This is a genomic window from Suilimivivens sp. (genome assembly GCF_037359455.1).
In the GTDB taxonomy this organism is placed as follows: Bacteria; Bacillota; Clostridia; order Lachnospirales; family Lachnospiraceae; genus Suilimivivens; species Suilimivivens aceti.
This window is the reverse complement of the sequence record NZ_JAXXXI010000045.1, coordinates 29,284-44,462: the sequence shown is the minus strand read 5'-3', so window position 1 is coordinate 44,462 and position 15,179 is coordinate 29,284. Positions and strand designations below refer to the sequence as shown.

15 protein-coding genes are annotated in these 15,179 nt (G+C 44.7%); all 15 read right to left on the bottom strand.

Annotated features, from left to right (window positions below; translation table 11 throughout):
- Window positions 1-31: 31 nt before the first annotated feature.
- On the bottom strand, window positions 32-313 hold the full coding sequence (locus tag WJQ40_RS09400; RefSeq protein WP_337539590.1) for a hypothetical protein: 282 nt from the start codon (window positions 311-313) through the stop codon (window positions 32-34).
- A 149-nt stretch (window positions 314-462) separates the two neighbouring features.
- A complete protein-coding gene (locus WJQ40_RS09395) occupies window positions 463-1,077 on the bottom strand; it encodes a GNAT family acetyltransferase (RefSeq protein WP_117471368.1) in 615 nt (204 codons plus the stop codon).
- Window positions 1,061-1,255: a hypothetical protein gene (locus WJQ40_RS09390; RefSeq protein ID WP_117471369.1), complete on the bottom strand. Its 195-nt coding sequence runs from the start codon at window positions 1,253-1,255 to the stop codon at window positions 1,061-1,063. Before WJQ40_RS09390 ends, WJQ40_RS09395 begins: the two co-directional genes overlap by 17 nt.
- Before the next feature lie 214 nt (window positions 1,256-1,469).
- Window positions 1,470-1,796: a hypothetical protein gene (locus WJQ40_RS09385; protein ID WP_337539585.1), complete on the bottom strand. Its 327-nt coding sequence runs from the start codon at window positions 1,794-1,796 to the stop codon at window positions 1,470-1,472.
- Window positions 1,797-2,160: 364 nt separating this feature from the next.
- On the bottom strand, window positions 2,161-3,645 hold the full coding sequence (hemZ, locus tag WJQ40_RS09380; RefSeq protein WP_337539581.1) for a coproporphyrinogen dehydrogenase HemZ: 1,485 nt from the start codon (window positions 3,643-3,645) through the stop codon (window positions 2,161-2,163).
- Window positions 3,646-3,669: 24 nt separating this feature from the next.
- Window positions 3,670-5,493: a glutamine--fructose-6-phosphate transaminase (isomerizing) gene (glmS, locus tag WJQ40_RS09375; RefSeq protein WP_337539579.1), complete on the bottom strand. Its 1,824-nt coding sequence runs from the start codon at window positions 5,491-5,493 to the stop codon at window positions 3,670-3,672.
- Window positions 5,494-5,898: 405 nt separating this feature from the next.
- On the bottom strand, window positions 5,899-7,080 hold the full coding sequence (locus WJQ40_RS09370; RefSeq protein ID WP_337539576.1) for a DUF3048 domain-containing protein: 1,182 nt from the start codon (window positions 7,078-7,080) through the stop codon (window positions 5,899-5,901).
- A 20-nt stretch (window positions 7,081-7,100) separates the two neighbouring features.
- A complete protein-coding gene (locus tag WJQ40_RS09365) occupies window positions 7,101-7,730 on the bottom strand; it encodes an MBL fold metallo-hydrolase (RefSeq protein WP_262574128.1) in 630 nt (209 codons plus the stop codon).
- Between the two features lie 23 nt (window positions 7,731-7,753).
- Entirely contained in the window at window positions 7,754-10,051 is a 2,298-nt protein-coding gene (locus WJQ40_RS09360; protein ID WP_262574130.1) for a bifunctional (p)ppGpp synthetase/guanosine-3',5'-bis(diphosphate) 3'-pyrophosphohydrolase, read from the bottom strand.
- Window positions 10,052-10,221: 170 nt separating this feature from the next.
- Window positions 10,222-11,847 carry a chaperonin GroEL gene (gene groL, locus WJQ40_RS09355; protein WP_118799458.1) on the bottom strand — a complete coding sequence of 542 codons (1,626 nt, stop codon included), beginning with the start codon at window positions 11,845-11,847 and terminating at the stop codon, window positions 10,222-10,224.
- A 41-nt stretch (window positions 11,848-11,888) separates the two neighbouring features.
- Window positions 11,889-12,173 carry a co-chaperone GroES gene (locus WJQ40_RS09350; protein WP_118799456.1) on the bottom strand — a complete coding sequence of 95 codons (285 nt, stop codon included), beginning with the start codon at window positions 12,171-12,173 and terminating at the stop codon, window positions 11,889-11,891.
- Between the two features lie 225 nt (window positions 12,174-12,398).
- Window positions 12,399-12,626 carry an MGMT family protein gene (locus WJQ40_RS09345; RefSeq protein ID WP_337539571.1) on the bottom strand — a complete coding sequence of 76 codons (228 nt, stop codon included), beginning with the start codon at window positions 12,624-12,626 and terminating at the stop codon, window positions 12,399-12,401.
- 112 nt (window positions 12,627-12,738) lie between these two features.
- Window positions 12,739-13,677: a GGDEF domain-containing protein gene (locus WJQ40_RS09340; RefSeq protein ID WP_337539568.1), complete on the bottom strand. Its 939-nt coding sequence runs from the start codon at window positions 13,675-13,677 to the stop codon at window positions 12,739-12,741.
- 34 nt (window positions 13,678-13,711) lie between these two features.
- Entirely contained in the window at window positions 13,712-14,410 is a 699-nt protein-coding gene (locus tag WJQ40_RS09335; protein ID WP_337539565.1) for a hypothetical protein, read from the bottom strand.
- A 2-nt stretch (window positions 14,411-14,412) separates the two neighbouring features.
- Window positions 14,413-15,075: a hypothetical protein gene (locus WJQ40_RS09330; RefSeq protein WP_337539563.1), complete on the bottom strand. Its 663-nt coding sequence runs from the start codon at window positions 15,073-15,075 to the stop codon at window positions 14,413-14,415.
- Window positions 15,076-15,179: the final 104 nt, after the last annotated feature.

Here is a 15,179-nt window from a genome sequence, read left to right as displayed (position 1 = left end):
ACTGCCTGATTCTTTGGTATTTACTTGTTACTTATACCAATACCGATTTATTTTCTTTAATAATTTTTTCAATCTCTGCAATGCTTTTTTTCGTTGCAAGCGAAATTTGCTCTAAAGAAAACTTATTTTCATACATATTTATAATGATCTCAACCTTTGTATCATCTACAATTCCCTGACTCAGATTACACATAACGCTCACATCCTCTCTAAATTCACTGCTGATTGGGATATTATACTCATGTTCTATGATATCCAGTTTTCCCTGCTCTTTCAATTCGCTTGAGAGAAGTGCACCAATCAAACGATGCATTTCATATTTTTCCTTATGTTCTGGAATATCATTCGTAATTCCAACTAAACGATATTCAACAGATTCAAATGCGGAATACCTGTTTTATGTCATCATAATTCGTGTTTACAAAATCTCTCTTTTTTTGAAGAGACAAGCACCTTACACTATTAAAGCAGTCTTAGTAACTGCACCAGCTCATGTGACTCCTGTTCTTTTGAAGTGGTTTGTCTGGTATCAAACTGTGAAAATCTGTTATTATTATAGTATTTCAACAGTTTATCGTCATTATTTGTCTCAAGGAATACCACCATTCCTCCACCCATATACTGCATTTCTTCGATAACCGACCATGCCAGTTCCAGCATCTCTGCTCCGGTAATTCTATTGTTTCGACCTTCAGCAAAATTCTTGCCAAGCTGTGCGATCAAATATGCTGACATTGTATATGTCTGTGATTTTTCATCCAGCTCACTTATTCGCAGTAATTTTCTTTTTACTGTGTTGCTTACTGTTTCACCTCTCACGGTCAAAGGCTTCAATGCTATACTAAAATAGCCTATCAGTTCTCCCTCATCATTGGAAAAGACCAAATATGTAACGGACTGATTCTTTTTGGTAAACTCTATTGCATTTTTCTTCAAAAAATATTCAACATCCGGGTTCTTTGGACATGAAAAATCGGAGAGCATTCTGACAAGCGCAGGCTCTCCGACCTCTTCATCAGTTCCTAAAGCTAAATACTCACGAATGTTAATCATCGTATAATTATCTCTGACCGACATCCGCTTTCTTCCTCTTTTCCATGAATTTTCTCAACTCTGCTTCTCCTTTTATCTGTCTCGCAGATACTGGAGTGCGCACCGGGCGATTATTGGCAGAATTCTCTATCGCATCGACAAACATCTCTACCTGCTTCTGACCGGATATGATAAAATTCTTCGTGATACTAGAAGTTGCCATATAAACACCTCCTTTATTAGTATGGCTGTTCTTCTGCCTATTACTCAATGTAATTTGCATTCTTTTCTACCTTTATTCTATTATGGAAATATCCGCTTTGCAACACAAAAATTATGAAAATTATATTACTTCCTCCTTCCTCTTGTCTTATCCACTGCATCCCTTCCTGCAGGTGTCCCGGACACCCTTGCCTTCATTTCGGAGAGTCTCCCCTTTAATGAAGTCCGTTCCGCTGGTCGGTCTGCAAGTTTTCTTTCCGGTTCTTCTTCCTGCCCTCCTCGTCCATGCCAATCGCATCATTCCCCTTTTCATCCATATTCAAAAGAGCGTTCAGTGCTGTCAGACGATCCAACTTCTCACTAAGCTCCGCTTCCTGTGCAAATGGTTTATTTACCTCTGCTTTCGCAGTTTCAAGCTGATGTTCCACATTGGAAAGTTTCGTCTGTGCTTCCTCAAGCTGTGCCGGCATTGCTTCCAGTGCATTGTTGATACGGGTGATATTGCCGAGCGGATCAGCGTCGACTTCCATCGGATGGCTCATGGCACCTCTTTTAATTTTTCATAGTAGAATTTTTCATGTGCTTCGCTGATAAAAATAATGTTCTCTGCACCTAACGCTGTACTGTTCATGTTCTTTTCCTCCTTGATGTCAAACGGATATTCGCAATCCGCTTTGCTACTTGCTCATAACACTATCTGTTGCTGCCGCACCATATAGTGTTAAATAATTGACTATAACAGAAAAGGACGAACTCATCTTCTAAAATGAATTCGTCCTTTAAGGCACAGTTATTAGGTTGTTTCAATACATCTCATAGGTTATTCAGTATGATTGGGTATTTTTTTGATGTACTTTTGATGTACTAACCCTCATTTGATGTACTATTTCAGGAAGAAAAACCCTTTTATTCTTCTGCAAAAAGTTTCTGCTTCCGCTCAATCATCTCATCAATCTTTTCGATATAAAGCCCTACATCCTTGACATTATCGCACCGTTCGATCCTTCCGTCGGGGAATACACGCTTGGTGATGCTACCGGCACCTAATGCCACGATGGTCTGTTTCTCCTCCATGATCAGGATATTATAGATGCCAAACCTGCCTTCTCTTGCATATCCCACATTTTCAAAGTTGCCAGACATATTTTTCTGACGGTAGAGATAATAGGGAACCATCCCCATTTCCCTGGCTCCGTTTTCGGCAATCTTCATTGTCTCATCTGTATTGTGAAGTGCCTCGATCCCGTTTTCCTCAATCCACTGATTCAGCCGTGATGCCCGTTTGATGGCAAGAGAATGTACTGTCAGGGAATCCGGATTCAGCTTCTTCACCTCTTCTATAGTTCTCCTGACGTCCTCTTCATCCTCTCCCGGAAGTCCGAGGATCAGATCCATATTGATATTGGTAAAGCCCTTTTCCCTGGCAAGATAAAAGGCTTCCTTTACCTGTTCTACCGTATGCTGTCTGCCGATCAGTCTCAGGGTCTCCTCCTTCATGGTCTGTGGATTGACAGAGATCCTGGTCACGCCGTATTTTATTAATACCTCAAGCTTATCTGCCATAATACTGTCGGCTCTTCCGGCCTCCACAGTAAATTCCTTCACCTGTGAAAAATCCAATGTTTTCTTCAGGAAAGAAAGAAGTCTCTCCAGTTCCTCTGCTGACAGTGTAGTTGGTGTTCCGCCGCCAATATAAACTGTGTCCAGTACCTTGTCCTTATAGATCTCTGCCGTAAAGGTAATTTCCTTTTCCACTGCTTCCAGATATTCATTGACTCTCTTTTTCCAGGATACGATCGGGAAGGACGTAAAAGAACAATACAGGCATGTAGTCGGGCAGAAGGGGATCCCGATATACAGGCTGTAGCCGTCCTGATAGTGGATCGTGGAAAGAAGCTCCTTTTCCCTCTCTGCAATCTCCAGGGAAAGCCCTGCCTTTTCCTCACTGACCAGATAGGTATCCTTCATATAGGAGAGGATCTCTTCCTCATTCCTTCCTTCAAGCAGCATTGTCATGGGAATTTTCGTTGGCCGGATCCCAGTCAGCGTCCCCCAGGGAAGCTGCTTTCCCGTATATTCGGAGAGTGCGACATAGATCAGCTTCTTTAAACGGTTCTTTACCTCTGTTCTGTCAGGTGCATCTGAAATCACTACCTTTTTTGCATGAAAAGAAGAGGAACCTCCTCCTGCCTGGATCAGCACCAGGACGATCTCCTCTTCCCCGATCTGCAGGGAAAGATCCGGGTACCCATCGGATGAACTTCCGGGTTCCCCTTCTCCCTCTGCATGGACTCTGACCTCACACTCCGGATAAAAAGCCTTTACCAGTGAGTGGATATCATATTCAAAGCCCACCTTATTTAATGTTATTTCGATTACATTCTGTTCCATAGGTTCTGTTATCATCTTCCCTTTTTATTCTACCGTTACTACCTTAGCCAGGTTTCTCGGCTTATCTACATCAAGTCCCTTATCCAGGGAAACATAATATGCAATGAGCTGCAGCACGATGGATACAGGCATTACCATAAACTCATCCTTCATCACAGGCAGCCGGAAAATACGGCTCCAGATCTTCTCCTGTTCCAGTTCTTCCTGTCCCTTGATCAGAAGAATCACCCTGGCTCCTCTTGACTGTACTTCCTTGATATTGGACAGCTCCTTGCTCTTTAATTTATCCTGCGTCACTACCGCGATCACAGGTGTTTCCTCCGTGATCAGAGCGATGGTTCCATGCTTCAGCTCCCCGGACGCATAAGCTTCCGAATGGATATAGGAAATCTCCTTCAGCTTCAGGGATCCTTCCAGTAAAATGGAGTAGTCAAGACCGCGTCCAATCATGAACACATCCCTTGCATTCAACATGGTATCTGCGATATGATGGATTTCTTCCTTGCTTTTCAGTACCTCTTCCATAACTGCAGGTACTCTCTGAAGCTCCTCCATGTATTCCTTCATCTGCTCATCACTCCAGAGCTTTCTGGCTATAGCCATTCTTGCAGTCAGAAGGTACAGCACGGCAAGCTGGGTCGTATAGGCCTTGGTGCTTGCCACTGCGATCTCCGGACCTGCATTGGTATAGATCACATATTCACTGGCTCTTGCAATGGATGCACCCTTTACATTAACAATGGAAATACTGGGTGATCCACACTTTCTGGCAAACTTCAATGCTTCCAGCGTGTCAATCGTCTCTCCTGACTGGGAAATAGCGATCACCAGCGTTGTTTCATCCACAATAGGATCATTATACATAAACTCGGAAGCCATGACTACATCCACATGAATACCGATCAGTGACTGGATCAGGCTCTTTCCTACCAGTCCCGCATGCATGGCTGTTCCGCATGCGATCACACAGATCCTTCTGCAGGATGCAAGCATCTCATCCGGGATTCCCTCTGCTGTAAAATCCGGTTTTCCATCTTTGATTCTTGGCTTCACTGTTTCACCAATCACCCTTGGCTGCTCCATGATCTCCTTTTCCATATAAAAAGGATAACCACCCTTATCGCTGCGGCTGATATCCCAGTCCACTGTCAGCCAGTCGATCCTTGCCTTATCGCCAGAAAGATCATACATCTCAATTCCATCCCCGGAAAGGCACACCACATGAAACTCAGGTACAACAAAATACTGTGTTGTAAAAGGCACTATCGCTGCCACATCGGAGGACAGTATCGCACCATCCTCTGTATTGGCTGCTACGATCGGACTTACATTCCTGACCGCAAAGATCTTACCGGGAATATCATCAAACATGATCGACAGCGCAAAGGTTCCCTTCAGCTTCAGCACCGTCTTCCTGATTGCTGCATAAGGATCTCCTGTATAAAAATGGGAAAGCACAGCCGCCACCACCTCGCTGTCTGTCTGAGAGGTCAGTTTTCCGTCCAGCTCATACCTCTCGATCAGCTGTCTGTAGTTCTCTATAATCCCATTATGGGTAATCGTCACATCTTTAAAATGATGGGGATGGGCATTTTCATCACTCACACCCCCATGGGTTGCCCATCTTGTATGGCCGATTCCGCAGTGACCTGTGACATCATTTTTTGCACAGAGTTCCCTGAGGTCATGCACTCTGCCCGCCTTCTTAAAGATTCTTACCGGACCCCCTTTCTCCGGGAACAGCGCAATCCCTGCACTGTCATAGCCTCTGTACTCCAGAAGCTCCAGCGCATCCAGCATGATCTCACTGGCCTCTCTTTTTCCTGTATATCCAATAATCCCACACATATATCATCTTCCTCATCTTTCTCTATTTTTCCGGCCTCTCTTCATTATATTCAAAAGCTCACCCTTATAGCCGGTTATCTGTTCTGATTTAAGATCCACAGTCACTTACAACTGCATTCCTCATTTTCTTCGTTGTATCGTATTTGTTTTGCAGTTACCCGCATATTTGCCGATACATCACGCAGCGAAGAGCTACGGAAGGGCACCCGCCGAATTTTCGATAACCCTTCTCCTCGTCGTCCCGTTTCCGGGCACTGGCGCTAAATGAGGAAGATGATAACAGTATCCTATTCATTTTTCAAGGAACAGACCTTCATCAAAAATGTCCGGGCAAAACGCTTACAAGCCTTTTGGCCGGACATTTCCTACATATTATACACAACTTACCATATCTTGTAAAGCCACCTACTCGTAGACAGCATACTCTCCATACTCTTCCCAGATATTACAGATCCATGTTTTTCCCTGGTTAAAGATGATCTCCTGATCATTTTCGTCATAGAATTTCGCAGGAGTAGCATCTCCGTCATATCTCTTCCAGGTGCCCTTAATCACCTTTCCACCTGTAAATACGATGGCATCACCTTCTCCATGCACTCCAAAAGCAAGATAGTCATGATCATCCCTGACCTCGCCATGGCAGTACTGGAACACCACATTGGACACTGCAAACTGGCTTCCATCGATCTCATCCACCTGCTTTTTTCCATCCTGATAACGATAATACAACCCATCGTCTTCATGATATTCGAAATAAGGATTATAGGCTCCATAACCACCTTTGTTTCCTTCTGTACCGCCGGGCATGATCTTCACTGCTGTTTCTGCATCTTCATAGCCGGTCTCTGCCTTTACCCCATCTGCTGCAAAGGTAAAGGGCGGTACATAAGCATCATCATACTCCCACGTATAGCCCAGTCTGTCTGCTGCCTTCTTCATGCCATCAATAAACAGATAGCCGGTAAATTCTGTTGCATATCCAGGTCTTGAAACTCTGTCATAGGCCTCTGGTGCCGGATTATAAATACCTTCCACCGGTGCACTGATATTCTGTACAGTATCCCTGTTGATCAGCTCTTCCACATAAGGTCTTGCCAGTCCCCAGTTACAGTAGATTGCCTCGTAACCCATAGCCACATAAACGAAATAGTCACGGCTGCTGCGGATGGGTCCGATCCTGTCAAGGTCATCAAAATCCTCAAACACAGCCATCAGTCTGGTAATTCTTCCTTCTACAGGTGCTTCATAGACGATACTGGCTTTGGAAATACCGTACTGCGGCATTGCCGGTGAATTATTCGGAATCATGACTGCGATCGGCCTTCTGTTTGCAACAGCCTCATCCTTCCATTCGCCGGTAAGATAGCTCTGCATCTTTCCATCTTTTATTTCCCTCTCTACAGGGATCACCCCTGCACCAGCTTCTTCCTCTGGCGTCTCCACCTCTTCTGTCGTTTCTTCTGCTGCCGGTGTTTCTATAGGTGTTACCGCCAGATTCTGTTTTTCTTCCTTCTTACTGCCGCATCCTGCCAGCAGCCCTGCTGTCATAGCCGCAGCAAGCAGTGTGATGATCACTCTCTTTTTCATGGATCCTTCCTTTCTTTCGCCTATACAAAGGCATTATTTTCTTTTTCGTAACCAATTGTTGTCATCATGCCATGTCCCGGATATACTCTGGTTTCATCCGGCAGGGTAAACAGCTTCTCCTTCACAGATCTGACCAGTGCACTCATGCTGCCGGTCGGGAAATCTGTTCTTCCCACGGATTCCTGAAACAGGGTATCTCCACTGATCAGGATCTGATCTTCTTCAAAATAATAACAGCAACTGCCACCGGTATGTCCCGGTGTGGCAATAACCCTTCCCCGGATTCCTGCGAACTCAAATTCCTCTCCATCCCGGAACAGATGATCCGGTGTAATGCCGCAGCTTCTTCCTACTGCTGCAGAAACATTTAAGGCCGGATCCTGGCAAAGCTTTTCTTCTCCTTCGTAAGCATATACCTCCGCGCCTGATCTTTCCCTCAGCTCTTCCACTCCCCAGATATGGTCAAAATGACCATGGGTCAGGAGGATCGCTTTAATCTGAAATTCTTTTTCCTGCAATGTCTCATAAAGGAAGCTCCCCTTATCTGCCGGGTCAAAAAATATGACTTCTCTGCTGTCCTCCCTGTGTATATAGTAACAGTTGGTCTGACAGACACCAAGTGTCAGACACTCTACCTTCAGATTTCCCATACTTTTCCTTTCTTTCTATGATTTTAACCGGTAGTTCTCTCAATATCAATAACGCTGTCAATGCTGCGGATCTTGTCCGTGATCCGGATCAGTTCCTCTCTTCCGCTGATCTCAAAGGAAATCAGCATGGTGGCAAGTCCCTGTTTGCTTGTCCTTGTATTGACAGAAAGAATATCAATATTTTTCTCGGTCAGGGCACGGCTGATATCTGCCAGCAGGCCATTTCTGTTATTGGCATAAATCTTGATCTCTGCCAGATATTTTCCTGTTTCCTTATCCGGCGTATCCTCCCACTCGGCATCGATCAGTCTCTCTCTTTCAATCTCCGGCAGATTCAGGATATTGATACAATCTGTTCTGTGGATGGAAATGCCTCTTCCTCTGGTAACAAAACCGATGATCTCATCTCCGGGTACCGGTGAACAGCACTTAGAAAACCGTACTGCCAGATCATGGATTCCTTTGACAATGATCCCATTGCCGGAACGCATTTTAGCCGACTCATTCTGGGCGTTCTGACTATTCTCCTTGATCTGCTCAATCACCTGCTCATTGGTCAGTACTGTCTTATGGTCATTCTCATAGAATTCCATCATCTTATTGATGATCTGGCCTTCCTTCAGACCACCATGACCGATAGCCGCCAGTACGGCATCCCAGTCCCGGAAGCCGTATTTGCGCATGATAGCTTCCATATAATCCGGCTTAAGCAGATTCTGGATATTGATGCCTCTTGCCCTGCAATAGGTATTCAGAAGCTCCTTGCCCTTTACGATATTTTCTTCCTTAAATTCATTTTTAAACCACTGATTGATCTTACTCTTGGCCTGAGTGCTCTTTACGACATTCAGCCAGTCACGGCTCGGTCCCTTGGAATTCTGGGATGTTAAAATTTCGATCCGGTCACCGTTCTGGATCTCATAATCAATAGTCACCAGCTTACCGTTTACCCTGGCTCCTATCATCTTATTCCCGACCGCACTGTGGATACTGTAGGCAAAATCGATCGGTGTGGAGCCAGCTGGCAGGTTCTTTACTTCTCCTGTAGGTGTAAAGCAGTAAACACTGTCTGAAAACAAGTCCAGATCACTCTTTAAGAGGTTCATGAATTCCTTATTATCAGACATATCCCGCTGCCATTCCAGGATCTGACGCAGCCAGGTCAGCTTCTCTTCCTCGGAAACATCTGCCTTTTTACCATCAGATGCTTCCTTATATTTCCAATGGGCAGCAATACCATATTCTGCTGCCTTGTGCATTTCAAAGGTACGGATCTGTATTTCGAAAGGCTGTCCATTGGAACCGATCAGTGTGGTATGCAATGACTGATACATATTTTCCTTTGGCATGGCAATATAATCCTTAAAACGTCCTGGAATGGGTTTATACATCTCATGGATCACACCAAGCGCCGCATAGCAGTCCTTTACCGTATCTACAATGATCCTGACAGCAAACAGATCATAGATCTGGTCAATTGTCTTGTTCTGATTCTTCATTTTTTTGTAGATACTGAAAAAGTGCTTGACTCTTCCATCAATCTGCGCCTTAATTCCAGCATTCTTTATATGCTCACTGACTTCGTCAACAATGCTTTGGATATATTTCTCCCGGACACTCTTTCTGACTGCGATCTTGTCTACCAGGTCATAATATGCCTCCGGCTCCAGATATTTCAGAGAAAGGTCATCCAGCTCTACCTTTATTTTGGAAATACCGAGTCTCTGTGCAATGGGTGCGTAAATTTCCAGCGTTTCTCTGGCAATCCTCTGCTGGCTCTCCGGCTTCTGATACTGAAGTGTCCGCATATTGTGAAGACGGTCTGCCAGCTTGATCAGGATCACACGGATATCCTTGGCCATGGCAAGAAACATCTTCCGGAGGTTCTCTGCCTGCATCTCCAGACGATCCGGTTTGTCTCCGTCCCGCATGAACTGCAGCTTCTGCAGCTTGGTCACACCATCTACAAGAAGTGCCACCTCATCTCCGAACTGCTCCCGGATCTCATCCTCTGTCATAACAGTGTCTTCTACCACATCATGTAAAAGACCGGCCGCAATGGTTTCCTTGTCCATCTCGAGATCCGCCAGTATGATTGCCACATACAGGGGATGAATGATATAAGGCTCACCGGACTTTCTGAGCTGATCCTTATGTGCCTCGGAAGCTACCTTATACGCCTTTTCGATCAGTGAAATATCATCCGAAGGGTGATATTTTTTTACACGGAGGATCAGATCCTCATAAAGCTGCTCCGGGCTTTGATATTGTATGGACTCTATTCTGCCGTCATCCAGCACAAGTTCCTTTTTCTCTGACATACACGCACACCTCTGTCGCTCTGTGTTCCCTTTTAGCATATTCTTAATTATTATATATTTTTTCTGTTCTGACGTCAATTGCCCGATAGACAGGAGGAACGTAAAAAAGCGGATCATCCATTTGGACAATCCGCTCTTTGTAAACTCGCAAATCCGTGCTGACGCACTTGTTACATCATTCCGCCCATTCCGGCTCCGCCTGCAGGCATTGCAGGAGTTTCTTCCTTAATGTTCGCAACAACTGATTCTGTTGTCAGTAAGGTAGATGCTACGCTGTTTGCATTCTGCAGTGCGCTTCTTGTAACCTTGGCAGGATCAAGAATACCAGCACTTACCATATCTACATACTCTTCCTTCAGAGCATCAAATCCAACACCAACCTCGGACTCTCTTACCTTGTTGATAATAACGCTTCCTTCCAGACCGGCATTTGCTGCGATGTGGAACAGAGGAGCTTCCAGTGCCTTCAAAACGATCTGTGCACCTGTCTTCTCATCACCCTCCAATGTATCAGCCAGTTTTGCAACTTCCTTGGATGCGTGGATATAAGCAGAACCACCACCACAGATGATACCTTCTTCTACAGCTGCTCTTGTTGCTGCCAGTGCATCCTCAAGACGAAGCTTAGCTTCCTTCATTTCTGTTTCAGTAGCAGCACCTACACGGATAACAGCTACGCCGCCTGCCAGCTTGGCAAGTCTTTCCTGTAATTTCTCTCTGTCGAAATCAGATGTGGTCTCTTCGATCTGACCCTTGATCTGATTGATTCTTGCTGCGATTGCTTCCTTATCGCCTTCACCGTCAACGATAACAGTATTCTCTTTCTGAACCTTAACAGATTTTGCACGGCCAAGCTGATCCATCGTAGTATCCTTCAGTTCAAGACCAAGCTCGGAGCTGATTACCTGACCACCTGTAAGGATTGCGATATCCTCCAGCATAGCTTTTCTTCTGTCGCCATATCCGGGAGCCTTGACAGCTACTACATTGAAAGTACCACGCAGCTTGTTGACGATCAGAGTTGTCAATGCTTCACCCTCTACGTCCTCAGCAATGATCAGCAGCTTTGCACCTGACTGAACGATCTGCTCCAGTAAAGGAAGGATCTCCTGAATATTGGAAATCTTCTTATCTGTGATCAGGATGTAAGGATTGTCAAGAACTGCTTCCATCTTATCCATATCTGTTGCCATATATGCGGAAATATATCCTCTGTCGAACTGCATACCTTCTACAAGGTCGAGCTCTGTCTGCATGGTCTTGCTTTCCTCGATTGTGATAACACCATCTCCGGAAACCTTTTCCATAGCATCTGCTACGAGCTGTCCTACTGTCTCATCACCAGCAGAAATAGCTGCTACTCTTGCGATATGCTCTTTTCCGTTTACCTTGGAGCTCATCTTCCTGATTGCCTCTACAGCAGTCTCAGTGGCCTTCTTCATACCTTTTCTTAAGATGATCGGGTTAGCGCCTGCTGCCAGGTTCTTCATTCCGGCGTTTACCATAGCCTGTGCCAGAACAGTTGCTGTTGTAGTACCATCACCTGCTACGTCATTGGTCTTGGTTGCTACTTCCTTAACAAGCTGTGCACCCATGTTCTCGAATGCATCTTCCAGCTCGATTTCCTTTGCAATGGTAACACCATCATTGGTAATTAACGGAGCACCAAAGGACTTGTCAAGAACAACGTTTCTTCCTTTCGGTCCAAGGGTTACTCTTACTGTATCTGCTAACTGATTTACGCCTGCTTCCAGAGCGGCACGTGCTTCTGCACCATATTTGATTTCCTTTGCCATAATATATCGGCCTCCTTTAACTTTTTCTTTTTTCAATAAGATTACTGGATCACTGCAAGAATATCATTCTGCTTTACGATGATATATTCATCCTCATCAAGCTTTACTTCTGTTCCTGCATATTTGGAATAGATAACCTGATCTCCAACCTTAACTTCCATCTTAACTTCCTTGCCTTCAACTACTCCGCCAGGACCTACGGCAATAACCTCAGCCTGCTGTGGCTTCTCCTTGCTCTGTCCTGGTAAAACGATACCGGATTTGGTAGTTTCTTCTGCCACTAACTGCTTTAAAACAACTCTGTCTCCTAAAGGTACTAATTTCATATGAACTGCCTCCTTAAATTATGTTAACTTAATCATTTTCTTTGTTCTGTTAGCACTCATTTAATTTGAGTGCTAATCACTAAAACCTATATTAATTTTATATGCCTCTGTTTGCAAGCAGTATTACAGTTCGTTTTTAACATCTTTTCTCTTATTATCTCGTTTTTTCTCTTTTTTTCTTTCATTTTCTTATTTTCGTGTCACAGAAATGATTTAATAAATAGTTTATAATTTCCTCTGTCTGAATGCTGTATTCCCCATGCTTAAGCTGCAAAGTGCATCATACTGTCCGTACATTTTCTGTACCTCATTCTCCAGAATATAATAATGCCTGACGTAGGGAATGAGCAGGATCAGCAGGGCAATCTGTCCGTAGGATGCTACCTTTCCTGCCGGAATTTCCTCTACTGCAGAAAGAATCTCATAGATCAGATCTTCATTTAAAGTTGTCATATCCCTCTCCTATCCGCTTCTGTTTTCCTGTATGTATAACAACAGAAAAACGGTATGGCCCCTGCCATACCGTATCCCATATCCTTTCAGAAATGCTTATCTGATATCCGCTTTACTTAGCCTGCTTCAGCCCTTTTCTGAGGCGTTCCTGATATCCCCTCGCATTCTTCACTTCAAATTTGTTATTGAACATTTCGTACTCTGCATCAGAAAGTCTGTCTTCCAGCTTTTCTTCAATATTTGTCTTGATCACATACCCGATCGCTACTGAAGGTGCCAGGATCCTGTCCTCATAGGTATCACAGGCTCTCTGCACTGCTTCCATATATGATTCGGCCTCTTCCTCGGTTGCCATGGGGATAAGTACCCCGAAAGCATCTCCGTCAATCCTTCCGATTATGTAATCCGGACCTGCCTGATTCTTCAGGATCGCCGCCACAGTCTGGATCAGTCTGTCACTTTCCTCATCTCCAAAGTGGTCATTGACAAATTTCCAGTCATTGATGTTCACATTCAGCACGGCGATCGGTACTGCCTCCGACCGGTCAATTGCTTCCATTCTGGTGAGAAAATAATTTCTGTGGTAAACACCTGTCAGCGGATCATCCGTTTCATTCTGGCTGATCTGGCGGCGTCTTTCCTTCAGAAGCCGCTCAAGCTCCTCAAGATAAATACTGGTCTCCCTGCGTTTGTAGGCCTCCTCGCCAAGCTCCTCCAGAAGAGCAACGGTTCTGTCTATCATATCAGAAATCTGTCCACTGTTTTCTGCAGACACGATTTCTTTAATATAAAGATGTCCGATCGTACGGTCCTGTACCCTGATCTTCCGCCCGGGATCATTGACAACATCCGGATAAAACCCCAAAAAGCTGTCCCCGATCACGATCTCCTTTTCTCCGTGTCTTGCCGTCAGAAGGATATTGATCTCCAGCACATCTGCAAGACTCTGCAGATACTCCCTGACGGTATCCATATCGTATAAATGGGAAAATGAATAATTCTTGATATTCTCCCTGATCCTTCTGTCATAAGGTATTGAATGATATCCCATAAGCTGTTCTCTCCCGTAAATCTAATCCCTTTCGTCAAGTATACCGTTTTTGAGATATTTTATCAAGCAATTCTCCAATGAATTTTATGTCCTGCTGACTGATATATCCTACCTTATGATAGGAAAAAGCATTCTCACCCTGACGCACCTCATAACCTCTGTACATCACATCATAAAAACCATAAAAAACAGCCGCTGTGTCTGTAAGGATCTCATTTTCCCAGCTGTCCTTCCTCTTGACCCCACGATAATACAACTTCAGGTGCGTGGCCTCGTGAGCCAGTACAGCAACAAGTGTATCCACCTGATAGGTCTTCTGGATCTCCAGCCTGATCGTGGTAAAGGCAAGATCTGTTTCGATCTCACCTGCCCGGTCTGTCACCGGTGTATGCTGGATCACCAGCTTAATATAGCTGCCGTCCATGCCAAGATGCTCACAGATATCACACAAAAGCTCCTTCAATGCTTCTTCATCTTCTCTATCCTGCTGTAGGCTTTGGATCAGCTCCTTTGGCGGTGTATAGGGTGCAAACGGCTCCTTTTCCTTCTTCACAAGCTGATCCACACAGCTTTCCAAAAGCTCATGGGGCACCTGCTTAAAAGCCGCCTTCGGAACCGGTGCCTGCTTCATGATAAAGCGTTTGACCACAAAATAAATAAAGCCAAATATTGTCAGTACCCGACAGATATTGCTGAATGTCAGATACGGAAGTAACTCATTCAGTCTGTTCACTCCTACTTTCCTCTTTTCCTGCGGCTGTCATAAGTTACATTTTCAGAAAGATTACAATACTCCCCGGTTCTTGTATAGGAATCCGTCAGATGACTGGTATGGAGCATTCTGCCAAGAGCTTCATCCTCCCATGGCTTCCATTCCTTATCCTTCTTTTCCTTTCCATCCTCTGAATGCCCCGGCATGCCGCCCTCTCCAGCCATTTTCCCATCGGCAGGACTGTCTGGCATTTCTTTCTGCCTGCCAAGTATCTTCTGGATCTTCTGTGGGAATTCCCGGACCGGCTCTGTTATATGCTCTTTCACAAAATTCTGGAATGCCGCTTTTATATTCTGGAAAGCAGCCATAAGATGGAGAGACTGCCCTCCTGTCTCCGCTGTCTGTCCCTCATCTCCAAGAGAATTCCAGAACTCCTTAAGGATCCCTGTGCGGGTATTTTCCCCGGGAGTTTCCTTTTTAACCGTATGAGTGATCTGACAGGTATCCCCGTCCCTTGAATATGTGGATTCCCTCTTCCGGTAAACTGTGTTTTCTGTATTGGCTCCGTCCGGCTTGGTTCTGTCTGCCTGGCTGTCATTTTCCTTTGCTGCTTCCTTATTTTTATAAAGATAGTTATCCTGATAACCCTTTCCGGAAAACCCGGTATAATCATTACGGATCCTCATAAGACCACCTCCCGTCATGTACCTCTTTTCTGCCTTTTCTACTTGAATATTAGCACAGAAATCATGTCCCTGTCACCTGAAACATGACTGCTTTCCCTCGTCTT